Origin of the sequence: Pseudonocardia endophytica, from assembly GCF_004339565.1 — a bacterium.
Lineage (GTDB): Bacteria > Actinomycetota > Actinomycetes > Mycobacteriales > Pseudonocardiaceae > Pseudonocardia > Pseudonocardia endophytica.
The window spans coordinates 1039214-1060871 of record NZ_SMFZ01000001.1 but is presented as its reverse complement, the minus strand read 5'-3'; the positions used below and the strand labels follow the sequence as shown (position 1 = coordinate 1060871).

21 protein-coding genes and 2 riboswitches are annotated in these 21658 nt (G+C 74.2%); of the genes, 11 read left to right on the top strand and 10 right to left on the bottom strand.

Translation table 11 applies throughout. From position 1 onward, the window contains the following. Nucleotides 1-30: 30 nt before the first annotated feature. Nucleotides 31-876 carry an SDR family NAD(P)-dependent oxidoreductase gene (locus tag EV378_RS04545; protein ID WP_207908575.1) on the top strand — a complete coding sequence of 282 codons (846 nt, stop codon included), beginning with the start codon at nt 31-33 and terminating at the stop codon, nt 874-876. Here EV378_RS04545 and EV378_RS04540 read toward each other — a convergent pair. Genes EV378_RS04540 through EV378_RS04525 form a run of 4 tightly spaced genes read right to left on the bottom strand, consistent with a single transcriptional unit; the run spans nt 846 to nt 4164 of the window. Further along, nucleotides 846-1367, bottom strand: coding sequence for a MarR family winged helix-turn-helix transcriptional regulator (locus EV378_RS04540; RefSeq protein WP_207908574.1), 522 nt, complete (start codon nt 1365-1367; stop codon nt 846-848). The genes EV378_RS04545 and EV378_RS04540 overlap by 31 nt on opposite strands. A gap of 41 nt (nt 1368-1408) precedes the next feature. Continuing rightward, nucleotides 1409-2629, bottom strand: coding sequence for a cytochrome P450 (locus EV378_RS04535; RefSeq protein WP_132421457.1), 1221 nt, complete (start codon nt 2627-2629; stop codon nt 1409-1411). 57 nt (nt 2630-2686) lie between these two features. After that, nucleotides 2687-3310: a TetR/AcrR family transcriptional regulator gene (locus EV378_RS04530; protein ID WP_132421456.1), complete on the bottom strand. Its 624-nt coding sequence runs from the start codon at nt 3308-3310 to the stop codon at nt 2687-2689. After that, the gene (locus EV378_RS04525; RefSeq protein ID WP_243653278.1) at nt 3307-4164 is read right to left on the bottom strand and encodes an enoyl-CoA hydratase/isomerase family protein; all 858 of its coding nucleotides are present in this window, start codon (nt 4162-4164) and stop codon (nt 3307-3309) included. The genes EV378_RS04530 and EV378_RS04525 overlap by 4 nt, the downstream gene beginning before the upstream one ends. A 177-nt stretch (nt 4165-4341) precedes the next feature. Between EV378_RS04525 and EV378_RS04520 the strand changes: the two genes are divergently transcribed. Continuing rightward, a complete protein-coding gene (locus EV378_RS04520) occupies nt 4342-4884 on the top strand; it encodes a DUF5709 domain-containing protein (RefSeq protein WP_132421455.1) in 543 nt (180 codons plus the stop codon). 13 nt (nt 4885-4897) lie between these two features. Here EV378_RS04520 and EV378_RS04515 read toward each other — a convergent pair whose 3' ends face one another. Beyond that, entirely contained in the window at nt 4898-5311 is a 414-nt protein-coding gene (locus EV378_RS04515) for an SsgA family sporulation/cell division regulator (RefSeq protein ID WP_132421454.1), read from the bottom strand. A 185-nt stretch (nt 5312-5496) separates the two neighbouring features. Next, entirely contained in the window at nt 5497-6105 is a 609-nt protein-coding gene (locus EV378_RS35800; RefSeq protein WP_207908573.1) for a hypothetical protein, read from the bottom strand. Nucleotides 6106-6229: 124 nt separating this feature from the next. Between EV378_RS35800 and EV378_RS04505 the strand changes: the two genes are divergently transcribed. Then, entirely contained in the window at nt 6230-7921 is a 1692-nt protein-coding gene (locus tag EV378_RS04505; protein ID WP_132421453.1) for an AMP-binding protein, read from the top strand. A 9-nt stretch (nt 7922-7930) separates the two neighbouring features. Here EV378_RS04505 and EV378_RS04500 read toward each other — a convergent pair whose 3' ends face one another. Further along, the gene (locus EV378_RS04500; protein WP_132421452.1) at nt 7931-8560 is read right to left on the bottom strand and encodes a flavin reductase family protein; all 630 of its coding nucleotides are present in this window, start codon (nt 8558-8560) and stop codon (nt 7931-7933) included. Nucleotides 8561-8612: 52 nt separating this feature from the next. Here EV378_RS04500 and EV378_RS04495 point away from each other — a divergent pair, with 52 nt between their 5' ends. After that, a complete protein-coding gene (locus EV378_RS04495; RefSeq protein ID WP_243653277.1) occupies nt 8613-9617 on the top strand; it encodes a cobalamin biosynthesis protein in 1005 nt (334 codons plus the stop codon). Nucleotides 9618-9770: 153 nt separating this feature from the next. Here EV378_RS04495 and EV378_RS04490 read toward each other — a convergent pair whose 3' ends face one another. Next, nucleotides 9771-10673: an SURF1 family cytochrome oxidase biogenesis protein gene (locus EV378_RS04490; protein ID WP_132421450.1), complete on the bottom strand. Its 903-nt coding sequence runs from the start codon at nt 10671-10673 to the stop codon at nt 9771-9773. A 26-nt stretch (nt 10674-10699) separates the two neighbouring features. On the opposite strand from EV378_RS04490, the gene EV378_RS04485 reads away from it, so the two are divergent. From EV378_RS04485 to EV378_RS04455, 7 genes are all read left to right on the top strand, one after another. Further along, the gene (locus tag EV378_RS04485; protein WP_165922137.1) at nt 10700-12232 is read left to right on the top strand and encodes a cobyric acid synthase; all 1533 of its coding nucleotides are present in this window, start codon (nt 10700-10702) and stop codon (nt 12230-12232) included. After that, on the top strand, nt 12229-14460 hold the full coding sequence (locus EV378_RS04480; RefSeq protein WP_132421449.1) for a putative cobaltochelatase: 2232 nt from the start codon (nt 12229-12231) through the stop codon (nt 14458-14460). The genes EV378_RS04485 and EV378_RS04480 overlap by 4 nt, the downstream gene beginning before the upstream one ends. Before the next feature lie 12 nt (nt 14461-14472). Next, nucleotides 14473-15087: a cob(I)yrinic acid a,c-diamide adenosyltransferase gene (gene cobO, locus EV378_RS04475; protein WP_132421448.1), complete on the top strand. Its 615-nt coding sequence runs from the start codon at nt 14473-14475 to the stop codon at nt 15085-15087. Between the two features lie 4 nt (nt 15088-15091). Beyond that, nucleotides 15092-16573, top strand: a complete 1482-nt coding sequence (locus tag EV378_RS04470) for a cobyrinic acid a,c-diamide synthase CobB (RefSeq protein ID WP_132421447.1) — start codon at nt 15092-15094, stop codon at nt 16571-16573. Further along, nucleotides 16570-16962, top strand: coding sequence for a cobalamin biosynthesis protein (locus tag EV378_RS04465; RefSeq protein ID WP_132421446.1), 393 nt, complete (start codon nt 16570-16572; stop codon nt 16960-16962). The genes EV378_RS04470 and EV378_RS04465 overlap by 4 nt, the downstream gene beginning before the upstream one ends. Before the next feature lie 115 nt (nt 16963-17077). Next, a riboswitch (cobalamin riboswitch) is annotated at nt 17078-17144 on the top strand. Nucleotides 17145-17222: 78 nt separating this feature from the next. Continuing rightward, the gene (cobA, locus tag EV378_RS04460; protein WP_132421445.1) at nt 17223-18446 is read left to right on the top strand and encodes a uroporphyrinogen-III C-methyltransferase; all 1224 of its coding nucleotides are present in this window, start codon (nt 17223-17225) and stop codon (nt 18444-18446) included. A 19-nt stretch (nt 18447-18465) separates the two neighbouring features. Beyond that, a riboswitch (cobalamin riboswitch) is annotated at nt 18466-18592 on the top strand. Nucleotides 18593-18632: 40 nt separating this feature from the next. Beyond that, on the top strand, nt 18633-19016 hold the full coding sequence (locus tag EV378_RS04455; RefSeq protein WP_132421444.1) for a hypothetical protein: 384 nt from the start codon (nt 18633-18635) through the stop codon (nt 19014-19016). A gap of 126 nt (nt 19017-19142) precedes the next feature. Here EV378_RS04455 and EV378_RS04450 read toward each other — a convergent pair whose 3' ends face one another. Together EV378_RS04450 and EV378_RS04445 are read right to left on the bottom strand one after the other, a co-directional pair. Then, the gene (locus tag EV378_RS04450) at nt 19143-20630 is read right to left on the bottom strand and encodes a DNA polymerase IV (RefSeq protein ID WP_243653276.1); all 1488 of its coding nucleotides are present in this window, start codon (nt 20628-20630) and stop codon (nt 19143-19145) included. A gap of 37 nt (nt 20631-20667) precedes the next feature. Next, on the bottom strand, nt 20668-21378 hold the full coding sequence (locus EV378_RS04445) for a 4'-phosphopantetheinyl transferase family protein (protein WP_132421443.1): 711 nt from the start codon (nt 21376-21378) through the stop codon (nt 20668-20670). Nucleotides 21379-21658 lie beyond the last annotated feature (280 nt).

Below are 21658 nucleotides of genomic sequence, written 5' to 3'. Positions count from 1 at the left end.
GTGACAACACTGCAGAGCTACGGTGTTGTTGTGACAACGCAGACGGAGTTCCTGAGCCGCCACCTCGTCCCCCGCGACGCGGCCGGGGAGGTCGGACTGGTCACCGGCGGGACCCGGGGCATCGGCAAGGAGGCCGCCCGCAACCTCGTGCGGGCGGGAATGACCGTCGTGCTGGCGGCTCGTGGCGAGACGGAGGGCAGGCAGGCGGCCGAGGAGCTCAGCGCCGAGGGCGCGGGATCGGGCCGAGCGATGTTCCTCGGCCTCGACCTCGCGGATCCCGACTCGGTCGCGGCGGCCGCCGCCGACATCGAGAACCGGCTGGGGCGTCTCGACGTCCTGGTCAACAACGCCGCCACGGCGATTCCACCGAAGCCGGCGTTCGAGGTCACGGCCGCCGAGATGCGCACGGTCTACGACATCAACGTCTTCGCGGTCGTCTCGCTCATCGAGGCGTTCCTGCCCCTGCTCGGGAGATCGCCGAACGGGCGCATCGTGAACGTCTCCTCGGAGCGCGGCTCGCTCGGCGTGGGCGAGGGCGTCATCGCCGACGGCATGCGCTCCTGGGCCGGGGTCGAAGCGCCTCCGGAGTCCATGGCCTATCGGGTGGCGTTCGTCACCCAGCCCAACATGGCCTACTCCACCTCGAAGGCCGCACTCAACGCCGTCACCCAGCACTTCGCCTACCAGTTCGAGCGGACCGGTGGCCGGATACGGGTCAACGCGGCCGCACCGGGGCACTGCGCCACGGCGTTCAACAACTTCACCGGCTACCGCACCCCAGGGCAGGGCGCGCGGATCATCTCCGCACTGGCACTGGCGGGTGACGACGCACCCAACGGCGGGTTCTACGGAGACGAGGGCCCCACCACCTGGTGACCATCCGCGGACGGCAGCCGCCCTGCCCCGGGCCGGGTCGGCGCGTCGGGTGCGTCGGCCAGCTCCTCGAACAGCGCGACGGTCCGCTGGAGGTCCCGGTCCGGGATCCGGTCGACCAGGTGCCTGCGGATGGCCGCGGCCGCGACCGGCCGGGCCACCTCCGCCGCCTCGCGGCCGGTGCTCGTGACGTGCACCTCGACCCCGCCGTCGACCGTGGCTCGCTGTACGAGTTCCCGTCCCTCCATGCGCGTGAGCTGGTGGGACAGGCGGCTACGGTGCCAGGCCATGGAGGCCGCGAGCTCGTTCTGCCGCAGCACCCCGGAACCGAGATCGATCAGGCGGGTCAGGATGGCGTAGTCGGGATCGGACAGGCCTGCGTCCCGGGCGATGTCCTCACCGATGCGCGCTCGTAGCCGTTCCGAGGCGTGCTTCCAGGCGTGCCACAGCCGCAGCTCGTCCGGCGTCAGCTGCTGCGCACGGGGCTCGTCCATGCGGTCACTGTAGGACGACGACGTTGACACGACAACGCAGATCACCTGCCCCAGGCGAGCAGCAGCTCCTTCGGGCCGCGGACGAGCGCGCCGGTCCGCCACGGCACGTCCTCCGGCGCCACGGCGAGGCGCAGGTCCGGGAAGGCGCGGAGCAGTTCGCCGAGCGCGACCTGCATCTCCATCCGGGCCAGCTGCGCGCCCAGGCAGTGGTGCGGCCCGTGTCCGAACGCGACGTGCGGGTTGTCGGCGCGGTCGGCGTGCAGCGTCTCCGGGTCGTCGAACACGGACGCGTCGCGGTTCGCGGAGTGGATCGCGACCATCACCGACTCGCCCTCGCGGACCGTCACGCCGCCCAGCTCGACGTCCTCCAGCGCGACACGCGGGAACCCGGACCCGGCGCCCAGCGGCACGATCCGCAGCAGTTCCTCGATCGCCGGTCCGACGGCGTCCGGGTCGGCGCGCAGCCCGTCCGCCATGCCCGGCGTGGTGAGGACGGTGAACACGAAGTTCGCCAGGTGGTTCATCGTCGTCTCGTGACCGGCGATCAGGATGCCGACGCCCATCGCGACGAGCTCCTCCTCGCTGAGCCGGTCCTCGGAGTCGCGGGCCTGCACCAGCGCGGTGAGCAGGTCGTCGGCGGGGTTCGCGCGGCGCTCGGCGATCAGCCGCGCCATGAAGCCGAGCATCTCGTCGCGGGCCGACGCGCGCTGCTCCGGCGTCATCGACGTCGTGGACAGCGCCGCGTCGGCGCCCGCGCGGAACACCGAGCGTTCGGACACCGGTACGCCGAGCATCTCGCAGATGATCGTCACCGGCAGCGGCATCGACACGTGCTCGACGAGGTCGGCGGGCGATCCGGCGGCGCGCAGGTCGTCGAGCAGGCCCCTCGTCAGCTCGATCGTGCGCGGCCGCAGGTCGGCGACCCGTCGTGTGGTGAACGCGCGGGCGACGAGCTTGCGCAGCCGGGTGTGCTCCGGCGGGTCCATGTTGAGGATGGAGCTCGTCTGGTGGTCGACCTCGGGCCGCGGGCGAGGGACGTCCTGCCCGACGGTCGCGGACCGGCTGAACCGGGGATCGGCCAGCACGGTCCGCACGTCGGCGTGCCGGACGGCCAGCCAGCACTCACCGCCGTAGGGGGCCTGGATGCGGCTCAGCGGCTCGTCCTCGCGCAGGCCCTGGTAGGTCCCGTCCATGTCCAGCGCGTGGGCCTGGCTGAACGGGTACCGGCGGACGGTCCGGCCGGTCTCGACGTCGGTCGTCATCTCGTTGCCCCCAGTGTCAGCAAGCGCTTACCGGTCTGACGTTAGGAACGCGAACGATCAACTGTCAACCGCGGGGTCGGCCCCGGTGGGGCGCACTCCGTGCAGCATCGTGGCCGCGGCCCGCACCACGTGCCCGACGACGACGTCCGGGTCGGCGTCCCGGATCGTCTCGCTGTGCAGGACGTTGCGCAGGAAGTTCACGCCCAGCAGCCAGCCGAGCAGGAGCTCCGCGCGCAACCGCGCGTCCGGATCGTCGGACCCCGTGCCACCGGCGATCGCGGCGAACTCGGTCGTGTACGCCGTGCCGAGCTCGTCGCGCAGCGCGTCCACCACCTCGGAGTTGCCCGCCGAGCGCAGCGCCGAGTCGAACAGCCCGCTGCGCGCCGCCGCATCGGCGTCGGCCGGCACGAGGATCGAGCGCAGCGTCCGCTCCAGCAGCTCCTCCGGCGGGCCCCCGTGCAGCACGTCCATCGCCTGGGCGGCGAGCACCCTCGCGAACAGCGCCTCCTTGTTCCCGAAGTACCGGAACAGCAGCGCCTGGTTCACCCCGGCCCGCTCGGCGATCGCGCGGACCGTCGTCCGGTCGTAGCCCTCGGACGTGAACAGCTCGCCCGCCGCGTCGAGCAGAGCCTGCCGCGTGCGCCCGGCGTCGCGGAGGTGCGCCGGGTCCGTCGTGCTCACGACCCGGTGAACCGGGGGGTGCGGCGCTCGGCGGTCGCGGCCACCCCCTCGGCGAAGTCGGCGGTCCGGCGCAGGACCCGTTGTTCGGACGCCTCCCGCGGGGTCGCCGCCGCGACGGCCTCGGCCAGCCCGGCTCGCTGCGTCGCCCTGATGCTGCGGACGGCGAGCGGGGCGGCCTCGGCGAGCTCCGCGGCCAGCGACAGCGCGCCTGCCCGCACCGCCTCCGCGGGGTCGCCGCCGGGCTCCGGGTCGTCGACGAGCCGGTCGGCCAGCCCGATCCGGTGCGCCTCGATCCCGTGCACCCGACGGCCGGTCAGCAGCATGTCCAGTGCGTGCTGCTCACCGATCACGCGGGGAAGGGAGACGGTCAGACCGAACCCGTGGTGGATGCCGAGCCGGGCGAAGTTCGCGCAGAACCGGGTGCCGGGCGCGGCGACCCGGAAGTCGGCGGACACCGCGAGCCCGAACCCGCCGCCGATCGCGGTGCCGTGCACGGCGGCGACGACCGGGATGCCGACCGAGAACACGCGCGCGGCCTCGGCGTAGAGCGCGTCGGCGCCGTCGTCGGCCCCGTCGACGCTGCCGTCCTCACTGCCCGCACCGATCGGGACGGTGCGGTCCCCGTCCCCGCCGAAGTTCGCGCCCGCGGAGAAGCTGCGGCCCTCGGAGGCCAGCACGATCACCCGGACCGACGGGTCGGCGTCGGCCTCGGCGTAGAGGTCGGCCAGCATGCGGACCATCGGCACGTCGAAGTAGTTGTGCGGGGGCCTGCGCAGCGCCATCAGCACGACGTGCGCACCCACCCGCTCCACGGTCACCGGTGCGGTGTCCTGGATCTCTGCTCGCTCTGCCACGGTGTCCTCTCGCTCGCGACCGGAGTCGTTGCGCCGGACGGTAGCGCGGCACGAACGGAGCTCGCGGAGCGAGCATCCAGGAGAGCCGGGCGGCGTGTGTGCTCTCCCGACGCCGGGTACGTCGGATCGATGCGGGGTGGTCCCGCGCAGGAACGACTCAGGAGGACAGCCCCACCCATGACCGCAGCCGATCGCCCCGCCGAGACCCCCGACCCGCAGCCCGAGGAGCCCGATCTGGCGTCGGCACTGCAGCTGGACACGGACGAGGCGCTCACCGGTCCCTCGGACACCGACCCGCTGGACGCCGGCTACGTGCCGCCGGACCGGCCCTACGGCGTCGACGACAACGCCGTCACCCCGGCAGGTGAGCGGGAGGGCGAGTCCCACGAGGACCGGATCGACCGCGAGCTGCCGGACGTCGAACCCGGCGGTGATCCCGATCGTTCGGGGCGGATCGTCGGCGCCGAGACCGGCGCGGACGGCGAGGTGACCGTCGACGGCGCGGGCACCGAGGTGGGGGTCGACGGCGGCGCGGCGAGTGCCGAGGAGGCCGCCGTGCACGACGTGGACGCGAGCCTCGAGCCCGTCGTCGACGACCGGCCGGTGGGCGACCCCGAGGTCAGTGCGGACCTGGACGCGGACGCCGACCACGCGAACGAGGCCGAGGCGGACGCGGAGTGGGACGCGGTGGACGACCCGGACTTCGGTCCGGACGCCTAGCCGTACACCCGGCTCAGGCGGCGGCGCTGCCGGTCAGGCGCGCGATCGCCTCGTCCAGGTCGAGGTGGTCCATCTCCTCGCCGAGGTCGACGATCTCCAGCGTCCCGTGCACGAAGTGCGCCAGCAGGTCCCGGTCGACCTCCAGCACCGCTGAACCGGTGTCCGAGCGGATCTCGATCTCGACGACGTCGTAGCCGTCGACCCGCTGCGGCCGCATCCGGATGTCCCCGATGCCGCACGGCGTGGTCAGGCCCTCGATCACCAGGTCGCGCGCGACCAGCCACTCGACCCAGCGGTCCGTCGAACGGCGGACGGCGAAGGAGATGGCGTACGGGTCGTCGGCGCGGTAGGTCCAGCGGCTGACGATCGGGGAGGCCTGACCGTGGAGCACGGTGAAGACGTCCTGCTGGATCGAATCGCTGGTCATGGCGGTGGGGTCTCCTCGGGCCGTTCTGCTGCACCGGGTGTCGGCGGCGTCAGGAGGAACATCGCTGCCGGGTGCCTGCGCGCTGCACGACGTGACCTTAATTCACCCGTTCGACGCACAAACGGGCCCCTCCCCGTACCTCAGAGTGATGAAATGCCTCACCGGCGTGTGGTGTGCCTCACGGATCAGCGGCGCTGCACGCCGGTCACCAGCCAGATCCCGCCGTCGCCCTTGCGGACCGTCTGTCCGAGCGTGATCGTCGCCTTGCGCGGCGTCGTCCCGTCCTGGACGTCGACGCGGCCCGGCGCGAGCGTGAACACACCGGGGTTGCGGTAGCCGAGCTCGGAACCCGCGTAGGACACGGCGACCTCGGTCGGGTCGAGCAGCCACGGCTGGCGGCCGCCGTCGACCTGGTCCTGCAGGCGCCGGGCGGACACGGTGTCGGTCGCAGGCCAGATCGGCACCGGTGCGCCCTGCTTCGGCGCGGCGGCGTGCGGCGCCGGGGCGGGCGTCCCCTCGGGCTTCCGGGTGGTCGGCTCCGTGGTCGGTTCCGTGGTCGGTTCCTGCGTCGTCGTCGGGGCTGCCGTCGTCGTGGGCGGCGGAGGTGTCGGGGTGGTCGGCGCGATCGTCGACGGCGCCGCCGCGGGCAGCGGCGTGGCACCGCACCCGGCGATCAGGACCAGCAGCAGGACCAGCCCGGCCGTCACCACCAGCGCGTACCGCAACGCGGTGCGCGCCGGGTACGGGCGCGTGGCTGTCCGTGCGGGGGTGCGCGAGGGCGGCGACGCGGTCACGCGGATCACCGTAGAGCCGCGACCGGTCCCCGTAGGGGCGACGCGACGCCACGTCCGGGTGTGGATCCGCCGCGTCCGTCGTTAGGGTCCGATCGACGACGGCCACGAGGAAGGACTCTTGACGATGGCTGGAACGGCGGGCGAGGCCTTCTACACGGCCCGGGACTTCCTGCTCACCCACCGCGAGGACTACGAGACGGCCTACCGGGACTTCCGGTGGCCGGAGCTCGACGAGTTCAACTTCGCGCTCGACCACTTCGACGCCGTCGCGGCCGATCCGGAGCGCGGCGCCCGTCGTGCACTGTGGATCGTCGAGGGCGACGGGTCGTCCGCGCACTGGACCTACGCCGAGCTGGCCGAGCGCTCGAACCGGGTCGCGAACTGGCTGCGCAGCCAGGGCGTCGGCCGCGGCGACCGGATCATCCTGATGCTCGGCAACCAGCTGGAGCTGTGGGAGACGCTGCTGGCCGCGATGAAGCTGGGCGCCGTGGTCATCCCGGCGACGACGCTGCTCACCGCGTCCGACCTGCAGGACCGGGTGGACCGGGGGCACGCGAAGCACGTCGTCGTCGGCGCGGCCGACGCCGCGAAGTTCGACGACGTCGCCGGCGACTACACGAAGATCTCCGTGCGCGGTGCCCCGGACGGCTGGGCGGACTACTCCGGCCAGGCCTACGACGCGGACGCGACGTTCGAGCCCGACGGCGTGACGAAGGCGTCGGACACGCTCCTGCTGTACTTCACGTCCGGCACCACGGCGAAGCCGAAGCTCGTCGAGCACACGCACGTGTCCTACCCGGTCGGTCACCTGTCGACGATGTACTGGATCGGCCTGGAGCCGGGTGACGTCCACCTGAACATCTCGTCGCCGGGCTGGGCGAAGCACGCGTGGTCCAACGTGTTCGCGCCGTGGATCGCCGAGGCGACCGTGCTGGTGATGAACTACGCCAAGTTCGACGCGGAGTCGGTCCTGTCCGTGCTGGAGAGCTGCGGCGTGAACAGCTTCTGCGCACCGCCGACCGTGTGGCGCATGCTGATCCAGTCCGACCTGTCCGCGCTGAGGACCCCGCCGCAGAAGGTCGTCGGAGCGGGGGAGCCGCTGAACCCCGAGGTGATCGAGCAGGTCGAGCGGGCCTGGAACCTCAAGATCCGCGACGGGTTCGGGCAGACCGAGTCCAGCGTGCAGATCGGCAACCCGCCCGGCGCGCACCTCAAGCCGGGCTCGATGGGCCGGCCGATCCCGGGCTTCGTCGTCGCGCTGGTGGACCCGGCGACCGGCCAGGTCGGCGACGAGGGCGAGATCTGCCTCGACCTGGACCACCGCCCGACCGGGCTGATGGTCGGCTACGCCGACGACCCGGAGCGCAACGCCGAGGCGATGGCGGGTGGCTTTTACCACACCGGCGACGTCGGCAGCCGCGACGAGAACGGCTACATCACCTACGTGGGCCGCGCCGACGACGTGTTCAAGGCCAGCGACTACCGGATCAGCCCGTTCGAGCTGGAGAGCGTGCTGATCGAGCACCCGGCCGTCGCCGAGGCCGCCGTCGTGCCGTCGCCGGACCCGGTGCGCCTGGCCGTGCCGAAGGCGTACGTCGTGCTGACGTCCGGGCACGAGCCGACCGAACAGACGGCGAAGGACATCCTGCAGTTCGCCTACGACAACCTCGCGCCATACAAGCGGGTCCGCCGCCTGGAGTTCTTCGAGCTGCCGAAGACGATCTCCGGCAAGATCCGTCGGGTGGAGCTGCGCGGACGCGAGGACGAGCTGCACGCGGACCCGGAGGCGAAGCCCGCCACGGAGTACACGCTCTGACCCTCTGCGCTATTCGCCGAAGTGGCCGGGCCAGTCCCGGTAGGCGATCCGCGTGATCTCCAGCACCTCGCCCAGCCTCGACCACTCGTTGCGGCCGAGGCGGGCGAGGGGCGCCAGCCGGTGGATGTCCGGGAGCGTGGTGCCGCGCTCGTCGGTGACGAACACGTCGGAGTCGATCGCGGCGTGCGTGACCCGGCCCATCACGGCCGTGGAGTTCCCCAGCTCGATGTTCGCGTGCAGCACACACTCCAGCGCGACGGGTGACTCGGCGACCCGCGGCGGCGTGACCGTCGCGCTCGGCTCCTCGGTGAGCCCGACCTCGGCGAACTCGCTGATCTCCGACGGGAAGTCGGTCGCCGTCGCGTTGATCTTCTCGAACATCGGCTCGGTGGCCAGGCAGATCACGAACTCGCGCGTCTCGGACACGTTGCGCAGCGAGTCCTTCCTCCCGACCGACGTGAACTGCAGCACCGGCGGGTCCACGCACGCCACCGTGAAGAACGAGTGCGGGGCGAGGTTGTTCACCCCACCCGCCGAGCGGGTGGACACCCACGCGATCGGCCGCGGGACGACGACGCTGGTCAGCAGCTTGTAGAACGGGCCGGCGCCCATCTCGTCCGGGGTCAGGTCCTTGCGCATGCATCTGATCCTGCCTGCTCGACGGTCGGCCCGCGCCCGTAGCGTCCGGGCGGTGCGCGTACGTGCCCGGGCGGCCGGGCTGGTGATCGGCGTCCTGGCGGACGCGGCGTTCGGTGATCCACGGCGCGGGCACCCCGTGGCGGCGTTCGGGTCCATCTCCTCGACCCTGGAACGACGGCTGTGGCGCGACTCGGTGCCCGCCGGTGCGCTCTTCGCGGGGGTCCTGACCGGGGGAGCGGTGGGACTCGGCGTGCTGGCCGAGCGGGCCGTCGCCGCTCCCTCGCTGCGCACTCGTGATCACCGGGCCGCCGGGGAGTGCCTCGTCGTCGCGGCCGCGACCTGGGCCGTACTCGGCGGGACGTCCCTGGTCCGCGAGGGGGAGGCGCTCGGCCGGTCCCTCGAGTCCGGCGACCTGGGCGCAGCGCGGACCCGGATCCCGCACCTGTGTGCCCGCGACCCGGAGCTGCTGGACGCGGCCGGGATGGCGCGGGCGGGCGTGGAGTCGTTGGCGGAGAACACCTCCGACGCCGTCGTCGCGCCGCTGTTCTGGGGTGCCGTCGCGGGCGTGCCCGGCCTGCTCGGGTACCGGGCGGTCAACACGCTGGACGCGATGGTCGGGTACCGGTCGGCGCGGTACGGCCGTTTCGGCCGGGTCGCGGCACGGGTGGACGACGTGGTCAACCTCGTCCCGGCCCGGCTCACCGCTCTCCTGACGGTGGTGGTCGCCCCGCTCGTCGGCGGCCGCCCGTCCGACGCGGTGCGGGCCTGGCGGCGGGACGCGCCCGGGCACCCGAGCCCGAACGCCGGTCCGGTCGAGGCCACCGCCGCCGGCGCGCTCGGCCTGCGCCTGGGCGGTCGGACGCAGTACGCGTACGGGGCCGAGAACCGCCCGACCCTCGGCGACGGCCGCGCCCCGGCTGCGGCCGACCTCCGGCGTGCCGCCCGTCTGTCCCGCCTGCTCGGGTGGTCCGCCACCGCAATCGCCGCCGCGACGGCCGTCGCCCTGCCGCTGCCCGTGGCGCCGGGCCCATCCTCGCGAGATGCGCCTCATGGTTGATTCGACGGTCCCGCGGAACCATGACGCGCATCTCGGTGGGGATGTCGCTGTGACCGGGCGGGCGCCGACGTCATGATCGGCGGGATCGGCAGCGGGGCGCCACCGGTGGCGCGATCCGACCGACTGCGCTGATCAAGCTCCGGGACGGGTGGGTCAGGAGCGGCCGGAGCCGGCCCGGTCGTCGCCGGAGCGTCCCGCCTCACCCGCGGCGGCACCCGCGTCCTGCCCGGCCGATCCAGCTGGCGTCCCCGGCCCGTCCGCGCCGTCGGGCCCGTCCTCGTCCCGCCCGGACAGGGCGTCCCGGAGCGAGCCTCGGCTCGTGCGCGTTCCCTTGCGCTGCAACAGCTCCAGGCGGATGAAGATCCCCAGTGCGACGATCGCGACGGCTCCGAACGTGATCCACTGCAGCGCGTAGGAGAAGTTCGTGAACGGTGCGCCGCCCGTCGGGACCTCGACCGGGATCGCGCGCAGCACGCCGGGCGTGCCGGCCGACAGGGTGACCACGCCGGACAGCGGGGTCAGGCCGGTCGCGGCAGCCAACTCCCGGGAGTCCATCGCGTAGACCTGCGGGACGGCGGCGTCCCGCAGCGGCGGTCGGCTGTTCGGATCGGTCTCGTTCGTGCGCAGGCGGCCCTCGACGGTGACCTGGCCGGTCGGTGCCGGCGCGAACGTGGGGATGCCGCGGTCCACCGCCGGGACGGACCCACGGTCGACGGTGACGGTCCGGCCGTCGGTCAGCCGCATCGCGGTCAGCACGTCCAGCGCCGGACCGCCGTCCAGCGTGCGCAGCCGGACCAGCACGTCGGAGCCGGGCAGGAACTCGCCGGTCAGCGACACCTGCCGCCAGACGAGGTCCGCGGGCACCTCGTCGCCGGGGACGAGCGTGGCGAACGGCACCGGGGGCGTCGTGTTCGCCGTGTCGATCGCGCGCTGGGCGGCGTCGCGTTCGCTCTCCCGGTCGAACTGCCAGGGGGCGAGCAGCGTGTAGCAGGCCACGACGAAGGCCAGCACGCCCACGATCAGGGCGATCCAGCCGGGCCGCAGCAGAAAGCGCATGGCTCCACGGTAGCGATACTGGGTGGGTGGATCCGAAGGGTGCGGTGCTCGTCGCCGGGACGACGTCGGACGCCGGCAAGAGCGCCATCGTCGCCGGCATCTGCCGGTGGCTGCGCCGCCGCGGCGTGTCGGTGGCGCCGTTCAAGGCGCAGAACATGAGCAACAACTCGGTCGTCACGCCGGACGGCGGGGAGATCGGCCGGGCGCAGGCCATGCAGGCCCACGCGTGCGGGATCGAGCCGTCGGTCGCGCTGAACCCGGTGCTGCTCAAGCCGGGGAGCGACCGGACGTCCCAGGTCGTCGTGCGCGGGAAGGCGGACGGTCAGGTCAGCGCGCTGTCCTACCGGACGCGGACGGCCGCGCTGGCCGACGTCGTCGCGGACTCGCTGGCCGAGCTGCGGGCGACCTACGACGTCGTCGTCTGCGAGGGCGCCGGCTCGCCCGCCGAGATCAACCTGCGGGCGACCGACCTGGCGAACATGGGCCTGGCACGACGGGCGGGGCTGCCGGTGATCGTCGTCGGCGACATCGACCGTGGCGGGGTACTGGCCCATCTGTTCGGCACCCTCGCCGTCCTGGAACCCGCCGACCAGGCGCTCGTCGCCGGCTTCGTGATCAACAAGTTCCGCGGCGACCCCCGCCTGCTCGACCCGGGCCTCGACCAGCTCGGCGCGCTGACCGGCCGCCCGACGCTCGGCGTGCTCCCCTGGGCGGACGGGCTGTGGCTCGACGCCGAGGACTCGCTGTCGGCCGTCGCGGACGGCGTGCTCGGGCGCCCGGCACCGCCGCGTGGCGAGCAGTGGCTGCGCGTCGCCGTCGTCCGGTTCCCGCGGATCTCGAACGCCACCGACGCCGAGGCCATGGCCTGCGAGCCCGGTGTCGCCGTCCGGTACGTGACCGAGCCGTCGCGCCTGCTGGACTCCGACGTCGTCGTGCTGCCGGGGTCGAAGTCCACGGTGTCCGATCTGGACTGGTTGCGACGCAGCGGACTCGCCGACGCCGTCGTCGCGCATGCGAAGGCCGGGAAGCCGGTGTTCGGAGTCTGCGGCGGCTACCAGATGCTGGGTGCACGGATCCGCGACCCGTACGGTGTCGAGGCGGCGCCGGGGACCGATGTGGACGGTCTCGGCCTGCTCGACCTGGAGGTGGAGTTCGAGCCGGACAAGCATCTCGGGACGCCGTCGGGGTCGGCGTGGGGCGTACCGGTCACCGGGTACGAGATCCACCACGGACGGGTCGTGCGCTCCGGGGACGCGCCGATGCTCGAGGGGGAGGGCTCCGATCGCGGACACGTGCTCGGTACGCACTGGCACGGGATCGCCGAGAACGACGCGTTCCGCCGCCTCCTGCTCACCCGGCTCGCCGCCGAGGCCCGCCGCGACGGTTTCACGGTGGCCGACGACACGTCCTTCGCCGCGGAGCGCACGCGGCAGGCGGACGTGCTGGGTGACCTGGTCGAACAGCACCTCGACACCGGTGCACTTGAGCAGGTGATCAGAAATGGGGCGCCCGCGGATCTCCCGGTCGTGACGTCAGGTCTGGCAAGGTCTGCGCCGTGAGTGCCGCACGCTTCCCGTTCTCCGCCGTCGTCGGGCACGACGATCTCCGCCTGGCGCTGCTGCTCAACGCCGTGCACCCGGGCGTCGGCGGCGTGCTGGTCCGCGGGGAGAAGGGCACCGCGAAGTCGACGGCGGTGCGCGCGTTGTCGGCGCTGCTCCCGGACGTACCGGTGGTCGACGGCTGCCGGTTCTCCTGCGACCCGGCCGATCCGGACCCGTCGTGCCCGGACGGACCGCACCCCGCGGACGCGCCCTACCCGACGACCTACCTCAGCCTCCCGCCCGAGCACTCGCGCACCGGTTCCGGGGTGACGGCACGGCCGGCGCGGCTCGTGGAGCTGCCCGTCGGCGCGACCGAGGACCGGCTCGTCGGGTCACTGGACCTGGAGCGCGCCCTGTCCGAGGGCAAACGGGCCTACCAGCCGGGACTGCTCGCCGACGCGCACCGCGGCGTCCTCTACGTCGACGAGGTCAACCTGCTGCACGACCACCTCGTCGACCTGCTGCTCGACGCCGCCGCCATGGGTCGCGCGCACGTCGAGCGCGACGGTGTCTCGGTCGAGCACGCGGCACGGTTCCTTCTGGTCGGGACGATGAACCCGGAGGAGGGCGAGCTCCGCCCCCAGCTGCTCGACCGCTTCGGCCTGACCGTCGAGGTGCGCGCCTCGCGTGATGTCGGTACGCGGACCGAGGTGATGCGTCGCCGGATCGCGTTCGACGACGACCCGGCGGGTTTCGTGGCGTCGTTCGCCGACGCGGAGGCGGACGTCGCGCGCCGGATCGCCGACGCGCAGGCCCGCGTCGGCTCCGTGCGGGTCGACGACCGCGAGCTGCGCCGGATCGCCGCCGTCTGCGCGTCGTTCGACGTCGACGGCATGCGCGCCGACCTGGTGATGGCCCGCGCGGCCGCCGCACACGCCGCCTGGCGGGGCGTCGAGGCCGTCGCGGAGGAGGACGTGCGGGTCGCGGCCAAGCTGGCGTTGCCGCATCGCCGCCGTCGCGACCCGTTCGACGAGCCCGGCCTGGACGAGAAGGACCTCGACGAGGCGATGCGCGACGCGGCCGAGCAGGTCGACGACGACCCGGACCCGACACCACCGGACGGCGGCACCCCGGAGCCCGGGGACGCGGACGCCACGAACGCGGCCGAGGACACCGCGCCCGATGGGGACGATGCCTCGACGCCACCCGGCGGACCCGACGCCACGGGTGGGACGAACGGAGCCCTCGACCAGCCAGGGGCCGGGAGCTCCGACGACGCGAGCGGAGCTCCGGACGAGCGTGACGGCGCGAGCGGAGCGCTCGACCGACGGGAGAGTGGATCCGAGCCCGGCGGCGCCGAGCAGCGGGGCGGCGACGGGGGAGACGGACGTGTCGTCGCGCTCGGTGCGGCGGCCCGGATCCGGCCATCGGCCGCCCGGCGGTTCACCGTGCCGGGGCTCGGTGCCGGGGCGCCGGGTCGTCGGTCCCGGGCCCGCACCGACACCGGCCGGGTCACCCGCCCGACCGACGGCGCCACGACACGCGCCGCCGATCTGCACGTCCCCGCCACGGTCGTCGCCGCCGCGCCGCACCAGCGGGAGCGCGGCCGCACCGGCGCCGGACTCGTCATCGCCCGCGCCGACCTGCGTCGCGCCGAACGTGAAGGGCGCGAGGGGAACCTGGTGCTGTTCGTCGTCGACGCGTCCGGCTCGATGGCAGCGCGCAAGCGGATGACGGCCGTGTCCGGCGCGGTGCTCGGCCTGCTGCGTGACGCCTACCAGCGCCGGGACAAGGTCGGGTTGGTGACGTTCCGGGCGTCGGGTGCCGAGGTCGCGCTGCCGCCGACGTCGAGCGTCCCGACGGCGCAGGCCCGCCTCGCCCGCCTGCGCACCGGGGGCCGGACGCCGCTCGCGGACGGCGTGCTGCGTGCCCGCGCCGTGCTGGCGACCGAGCGCCTGCGTGACCCGAAGCGCCGACCGCTGCTCGTGCTCCTGACCGACGGCCGCGCGACCGTCGCCGCGCGTCCCGGCTCCGACCCCGTCGCCGACGCCCGCCGCGCCGCCGGGTTGCTGGGTGCCGACGGGACGCACACCATCGTCGTCGACTGCGAGTCCGGGCCGGTCCGGCTCGGTCTGGCCGGTCCGCTCGCCGCGGCCGCCGGCGGATCGGTGGTCACGCTCGACGAGCTGACGGCGGACGGCGTCGGCGATGTCGTCCGTGCCGCACGCGCCGCACGCGCCGCATAGAAGGAGGAGCCGATGCCGCAGGGACAGGTCACGAGCGTTCCCGAGGACGGGCTGACCACCCGCCAGCGTCGCAACCGGCCCCTGCTGGTGGTGCACACCGGCGCGATGAAGGGCAAGTCGACGGCCGCGTTCGGGATGGCACTGCGCGGCTGGAACCAGGGCTGGTCGATCGGCGTGTTCCAGTTCGTGAAGTCGGCGAAATGGAAGGTCGGCGAGGAGGAGGCGTTCCGCGCGCTCGGGTGGGTCCACGAGCAGACCGGCGAGGGTGGGCCCGTCGAGTGGCACAAGATGGGCGCGGGCTGGAGCTGGTCGCGCAAGCGGGGCGACGAGGAGGACCACGCGGCCGACGCCGCGGAGGGGTGGGCCGAGATCCGGCGCCGGATCCTCGCCGAACAGCACCGGGTGTACGTCCTCGACGAGTTCACCTACCCGCTGAAGTGGGGCTGGATCGACGTGCACGATGTCGTCGACGTGCTCGTCAACCGCCCGGGACACCAGCACGTGATCATCACCGGGCGGGACGCCGCGCCCGAGCTGATCGAGGCCGCCGACCTCGTCATGGAGACCACGAAGGTGAAGCACCCGATGGACGCCGGTCAGAAGGGGCAGCGGGGGATCGAGTGGTGATCCGGTGACGGCACGGTCGCTCGTCCTCGCGGCGCCCTCGTCCGGGAGTGGGAAGACGACCGTCGCGACCGGGTTGATGGCCGCGCTCGCCCGTCGCGGCACGCGGGTCGCGCCGTTCAAGGTCGGCCCGGACTACATCGACCCCGGCTACCACACGCTCGCCGCAGGCGCGCCCGGCCGGAATCTCGACCCGGTGATGGTCGGACGCTCGCGGATCGCGCCGTTGGCCCGGCACGGTGCGGCCGGGGCGGACGTCGCCGTCGTCGAGGGCGTGATGGGCCTGTTCGACGGGCGCCTCGGCACCGGCGGGCCGGGATCGGTGTCCTCGGGTTCGACGGCGGAAGTGGCGGCACTGCTGGGCGCTCCCGTCGTGCTGGTGGTGGACGTCCGGGGACAGTCCCGGTCGCTGGCCGCGCTGCTGCACGGGTTCCGCTCGTTCTCGTCCGATGTGGACGTGGCCGGGGTGATCCTGAACCGGGTCGGCGGCGAGCGGCACGCCGAGGCACTGCGCGAGGCGGCCGACGAGGTGGGCCTGCCGGTGCTGGGAGCGCTGCCGCGACGGGCGGAGCTGGCCGTCCCGTCCCGCCATCTCGGCCTGGTGACCGCCGCCGAGCACGGCGCGGCCGCGCACGCGGCCGTGGACGCGATGGCGGAGCTGGTCGCGTCCCATGTGGACCTCGCGGCGGTGGTGTCGCTCGCCCGCGCGCTGCCCGACGGTCCGGACTGGGACCCGGCAGGCGAGATCGTCGCAGCTCAGGAACGCGACACCGCGCCGCCCGCTTCCCCGGACGAACGTGGCATCCGTGCCGACGAGGCGAACGAATGCCACATTCGTGCCGGGGCGGGGCCGGGGCGCGCGGACGTGGCAGGCGGGGCGCGGCCGGGCCCGGTGGTGGCCGTGGCGGGCGGGCCGGCGTTCGGGTTCGGATACGCCGAGCACGCGGAGCTGCTCACCGCGGCGGGTGCCGAGGTGTCCTACGTGGACCCCCTGCGCGACGCGTCGCTTCCGGACGGGACGGCGGCGCTCGTGCTGCCCGGTGGGTTCCCGGAGGAGCACGTGGCGGCGTTGGGCGACAACGTGTCCCTGCGTGCCGAGGTGGCGGCGCTCGCCGCGTCGGGCGCGCCGGTGCACGCGGAGTGTGGCGGTCTGCTCTACCTGTGCCGCGAGCTGGACGGCGTGCCGATGTGCGGGGTGCTCGACGCCGACGCGGCGATGACGGAGCGCCTGACGCTGGGCTATCGCGACGCCGTCGCGCTCGTCGACTCGCCACCGTTCGCCGCCGGGGGCCGGATCACCGGACACGAGTTCCACCGGTGCGCCGTCACACCACGGGCGGGCGGATCCCCCGCGTGGGTGTGGCGCGGCGCCGAGCCGGAGGGGTTCGTCGACGGCGGCGTGCACGCGTCCTTCCTGCACACGCACCCGGCGGGCGCACCGGACGCGGTGGCGCGGTTCGTCGCCCGGGCGGCCGTCCCGACCGGATGACGCGCTACGCCGTCGGGATCGGCGCCCGTACCGGCGTGCGGGCCGATGCGGTGCGCGCCTTGCTCGACCGGATCCTGACCGAGCACGCTCTCGACCCGGCCGACGCAGTGTTCGCGACGGTCGCGGCGCGAGCCGGCGAGCCCGGTCTCCGGGATGCGCTGGGCAGCGATCTGACCGTGTGGCAGCCCGACGAGCTCGCTGCCGAGCAGGTGCCGAACCCGAGCTCGCGGACCGCCGTCGCCGTGGGCACCCCGAGCGTCGCGGAGGCCGCCGCGCTGCGCACCGCCCGGACGCTCCCCGGCGCAACCGGCGCGGACCTGGTTGTGCCCAAGTCCGTCGGCGACGGTGTGACGATCGCGCTCGCCCGGCCCGTCGTCGAACCGCCGTAGGCCGTCCTCGCACGGGTTCCGGTGCCCTCGCACAGGCTCGGGCGAGTGCGAGGGCACCACTTCCTGTGCGAGGACGCGCGGTCCGACACCGCTATGCTGTCCGCTCGCCGTCGTGTGGGAACCCGGTGCGAGTCCGGGGCGGTCCCGCCACTGTCACCGGGTCGCCCGGGAGCCAGACCCCGCCGCCGGACGTGAGCCGCCGCGACGCCGCGGACGGCAAGTCCGCCGCCGGGCGTGGACCCCCGGGAGAGGAGCGCCGGTTGAGCGCGCAGCACGAGCAGTACCTGGTCGGTCTCGACCTGTCCGGCCGTCGGGTCGTGGTGGTCGGGGGCGGCCAGGTCGCGCAGCGGCGCGTCGCCCGGCTGATCGGAGCCGGGGCGGTCGTCGAGGTCGTCTCGCCCGCCGTCACGCCGGCGGTGGAGGGGATGGCGTCCGCGCGGGAGATCACCTGGACGGCCCGCGCCTACACCGACGGCGATCTCGACGGCGCCTGGTACGCCATCGCGGCGACCGACGATCCGCAGGTCAACGCCGCCGTCGGAACCGAGGCGGAGCGACGGCGCGTGTTCTGCGTGCGCGCCGACGACGGCGCGGCGGGCACCGCCGTCACGCCCGCGACCGGCGGGTTCGACGGGCTGACCGTCGGCGTGCTCGCCCGCGGCGCGCACCGGCGCTCCGCCGCGGTCCGGACGGCGCTCGTCGAGGCACTGCAGGCCGGGGTCGTGAACGACGCCGCGGAGGCGCCGCTGCCCGGCGTCGCGCTCGTCGGCGGCGGGCCCGGCGACCCGGAGCTGATCACGGTGCGCGGGCGGCGGTTGCTGTCGCGGGCCGAGGTCGTCGTGGCCGACCGCCTCGGGCCGCGCGACCTGATCGACGAGCTGTCCCCGGACGTCGAGGTGATCGACGCCTCGAAGATCCCGTACGGCAGGGCGATGGCCCAGCAGCGCATCAACGAGCTGCTCGTCGAGCACGCGAGGGCCGGCCGGTTCGTGGTGCGGCTCAAGGGTGGCGACCCGTTCGTCTACGGCCGCGGTTTCGAGGAGGTACTGGCCTGCGCCGAGGCCGGCGTGCCGGTGACCGTGGTACCGGGCATCACGAGCGCGTTCGCGGCGCCGGCCGTGGCGGGCGTTCCGGTGAGCCATCGCGGGGTGGCGCACGAGATCGTCGTCGTGTCCGGGCACGTCGCACCGGACGACCCACGCAGCCTCACCGACTGGGAGGCGCTGGGCCGCATGCGCGGCACGATCGTGCTGATGATGGCCGTGGAGCGGATCGGCGCGTTCGCCGACGCGCTGGTGCGGTACGGGCGGCCGGCGGACACCCCGGTCGTCGTCGTGCAGGACGCGACGACCCGGATCCAGCGCCGCGTCCGCGCCACCCTGGCCGACATCGAACAGGTCGCGAAGGCCCACGACGTCAGCCCGCCGGCGATCGTCGTGATCGGACCGGTGGCCGGCCTCGGGGACGACCTGCCCGAACTGTGAGATCGGCCCGGTTGACCCGTTCACCCGGCCGTGGTCTGGTCATCGGACGACGACGGTGCCAGGAAGCCGGTGCGAGTCCGGCGCGGTCCCGCCACTGTCACCGGGAGGAGATCCCGGGAGCCAGGAACTGCCCCTCGTCGCATGGTTCGGAACTGCTGAGGGCGCGGACCCTCGAGGAGGCCAACGATGGGCACGCTGCACGTGCTCGGCACCGGGCCGGGCGACCCGGACGGCGCCGACGCACCCGATCTGCTCGGCGCCGCGGACGCGGTGTTCGCCGGGCCGCCCGGCCCGGGGCCGGACGCCGACCCCGAGGCGACGGCCCTGTTCTACGCCGAGGCATGGCGGGTGGAGCGCGTCCGGCCGCGCGAGGCCGCGGCGCAGCTGGACGCCTGGTTCGCCGGCCGGCCCGCCGGCACGGCCGTCCTGATGGTCGCCGGACCGGCCGAGGCCGACGTCGCGCTCGGCGCTGCCGTCGACGGTCTGCGACGGCTGTGTCCCGGCCTCCGGGTCGACGTGCGGCCCGGCGTCGTGGTCGCCCCACCGCACCGCAGCCCGCTCGCTCACTGAGGCGCGGCCGAGGTCGTCGGGTGCGAGGTCGACGCGCCCGTGATCGGCGGTCGGGTCCGGATCGAGGCGACACACCGCCCCGATCCGGACGAATCCGGCGATCACACAGGTCGGGGGCCGAGCCGACTATCCGGCCGGTCTCCAGCTGAGCAACGGATCGGCCCTGGCCATGGCGGGATCGGCCGCGTCGAACGTGCGGGCCGGCCCGGGGCCGGTCACGGCCGTCTCGAACCGGACCGTGACCCGGCCGTGCCCGCTGCCCTGGACCCAGCCGTGCCCGTGCTCGGTGTGCACCGCGTCGTCCCCGGCGCGCCACGGCCGGTCGGGGTCGTCGGCACGGAAGTCCGGCCGCGTCGGCCCGGCACCGATGCCGGCGTCCGGTCCTGCGGGAGTCGCGGCGTCCTCGGTGATCGTCACCCCATCGGCGTCGGCGGTCGACGGGATGTCGGCCGGCGAAGCGGTGACCTCCGAATCGGCTGCGCCGGACGCAGCGGCGAGAGCGGCGGCGTCGGGCGAGGAGATCGGCCTCGTCGTCCACCCCTCGTCCGACGGAACGGCGTCGAACAGCGCGAGTGGCGGGTCCTCGCTGAACCCGGACACGGACACGCCGAGCAGCCGCACCCCGCCCTCGCCGACGGCCGTGCCGGCCAGCCGCCGGGCCATCGCGGACAGCGTGGGGAGCTCGCGGGTGGCGAACGCGGTCGTCTCCGAGCGGGTCAGCGTCGTGAAGTCGGCCGTGCGGGCCTTCACCGTGACCGTCCGGGCCGCCCGCCCGTCCGCGACCAGGCGGCGGTGCACCGCCGCGGTGATCTTCTCGACGGCCTCGTGCACGGCGCTCATCGCCGTCAGGTCGGTGTCGAACGTGGTCTCCGCACTGATCTGCTTCGCCGCGCCGCGGGGAGCGACGGCGCGCTCGTCGATCCCGCGGGACAGGCGGTGCAGCTCGCCGCCGACGGCCGAGCCGAGCACACCGACGACCTCGCGCGTGTCGGTGGCCGCGAGCTGCCCGATCGTCGTGATCCCGACCTTGCGCAGCGCCTCCTCGGACACCGGCCCGATGCCCCACAGCGAGCGCACCGGCAGCGGTGCGAGCACCCCGTCCTGCTCGTCGGCCGCCACCACGCGCAGCCCGTCCGGCTTGGCCAGCTCGGAGGCGATCTTCGCGATCTGCTTGCCGGACCCCGCCCCCACCGAGGCGGGCAGCCCGACGCGCTCGCGCACCCGTCGTCGCAGATCCGTGGCGAACGCCGAGACGACCTCCGCGGAGGCGCCCGCGAGGTCCGGCGGCTCCAGGAACGCCTCGTCCACCGAGACCGGCTCCAGCACGCCTCCGGCGGCCGCGAGCTCGTCCATCACCTCACGGGAGATCGCCTGGTAGAGCGCGAACCGCGGCGGCAGGACGGTCGCGTGCGGGCACCGGCGCCGCGCCTGGCCCATCGGCATCGCCGAGCGCGCTCCGAACACGCGCGCCTGGTAGCTCGCGCCGGCCACGACGCCGCGCGGACCGAGCCCGCCGACGAGCACCGGCCGGTCCGCGAGCGTCGGCCGGGTCAGCTGCTCGACGGACGCGAAGAACGCGTCCATGTCGAGGTGCAGGACCCAGCGAGCCGTCACGCCCTCATTGTCTCCCCGCCCACCGACAGTTCACGGCTCACCCGGAGAGGACGGCGTCGCCGTCCTCGGTGCGCACGTCCGGGGCGGACGGGCCGAGCCCGGCCACGGCGGCCGGGTGGTCGTCGAGGGGGCTGGCGAGGTCGCGGACCCAGACCGGCCCGTCCGGGCCACCGGCCCAGTCGCGCACGACGGCGTCGGTGTCCGGTGGACCGAGCGTGATCCCGGTCATCGGGCTGGACAGCCCGTCGCCGGTCACCTTCAGCAGCGCCTCCTTGCGCGTCCACGTGACCAGGAACGACTGCTGGTCCAGCGTGTACGCCGACCGTTCCGCGGGGGAGAGCACGTGGTCGGACATGCCGTCCACCTCGATGCCCCGGTGCTGCTCGACGTCCAGGCCCACGGCGCCTGGCCCCAGCGCGACACCCACCAGCTCGCCGGAGTGCGTCAGCGAGAACCCCGGCGACTCCGGGGACGCGGCGAGCGTCGGCTTGCCGTGCTGCTCGCCGCAGCGGCAGGTCCGGTCCATCGCGATCGCCGCCGGGTCGGCATCCAGGTGGGCGGCGAGCACGAGCCGGGCCAGCGCGTGGGCGGCGAGGTAGCGATGGCGGTCCTCCGGCCTGCGGAACGCGGCCATGCGAGTGCGCTCGCGGTCGTCGAGCAGCGCGACGAGGCGCGGGTGCGTGTCCGGGTCGAGCGGCCGGGCCCACCAGACGGTGACGGGGCCGGGGGACTGCGCGGGCGACGCCATGACGCCAGCCTTCCACGCCCGGCCGGGGCCCGTGTCGATCACGGACCCCGGCCGGTGTGAGATCACCCGCTGCGGCGGGCGGCGAAGTCGGTCCGGGTGTGGCGCGGCCTGGCCTGCACCCCCGGTCCCGACGTGCCGGGTGCCGGTGGACCGGCGGTGACGGCAGTGACGACCTCGGGGACGCTGCGCCCGCGGGCGGCGGCGCGACGCTCGGCCCGGTTCGCGGGCCGGGAGTCCCGGCCGGACGGTGAACCGGGGACGGTCGATCGATCGTGGCGAG

Coding starts and splice junctions, on each gene's coding strand:
- EV378_RS04540 (WP_207908574.1), bottom strand. CDS start 1,367: ATGGACGAGCCCCGTGCGCAGCAGCTGACGCCGGACGAGCTGCGGCTG.
- EV378_RS04505 (WP_132421453.1), top strand. CDS start 6,230: ATGGCTGGAACGGCGGGCGAGGCCTTCTACACGGCCCGGGACTTCCTG.
- EV378_RS04445 (WP_132421443.1), bottom strand. CDS start 21,378: ATGGCGTCGCCCGCGCAGTCCCCCGGCCCCGTCACCGTCTGGTGGGCC.
- EV378_RS04520 (WP_132421455.1), top strand. CDS start 4,342: ATGACCGCAGCCGATCGCCCCGCCGAGACCCCCGACCCGCAGCCCGAG.
- EV378_RS04455 (WP_132421444.1), top strand. CDS start 18,633: ATGGGCACGCTGCACGTGCTCGGCACCGGGCCGGGCGACCCGGACGGC.
- EV378_RS04535 (WP_132421457.1), bottom strand. CDS start 2,629: ATGACGACCGACGTCGAGACCGGCCGGACCGTCCGCCGGTACCCGTTC.
- EV378_RS04490 (WP_132421450.1), bottom strand. CDS start 10,673: ATGCGCTTTCTGCTGCGGCCCGGCTGGATCGCCCTGATCGTGGGCGTG.
- cobO (WP_132421448.1), top strand. CDS start 14,473: ATGCCGCAGGGACAGGTCACGAGCGTTCCCGAGGACGGGCTGACCACC.
- EV378_RS04500 (WP_132421452.1), bottom strand. CDS start 8,560: ATGCGCAAGGACCTGACCCCGGACGAGATGGGCGCCGGCCCGTTCTAC.
- EV378_RS04515 (WP_132421454.1), bottom strand. CDS start 5,311: ATGACCAGCGATTCGATCCAGCAGGACGTCTTCACCGTGCTCCACGGT.
- EV378_RS04465 (WP_132421446.1), top strand. CDS start 16,570: ATGACGCGCTACGCCGTCGGGATCGGCGCCCGTACCGGCGTGCGGGCC.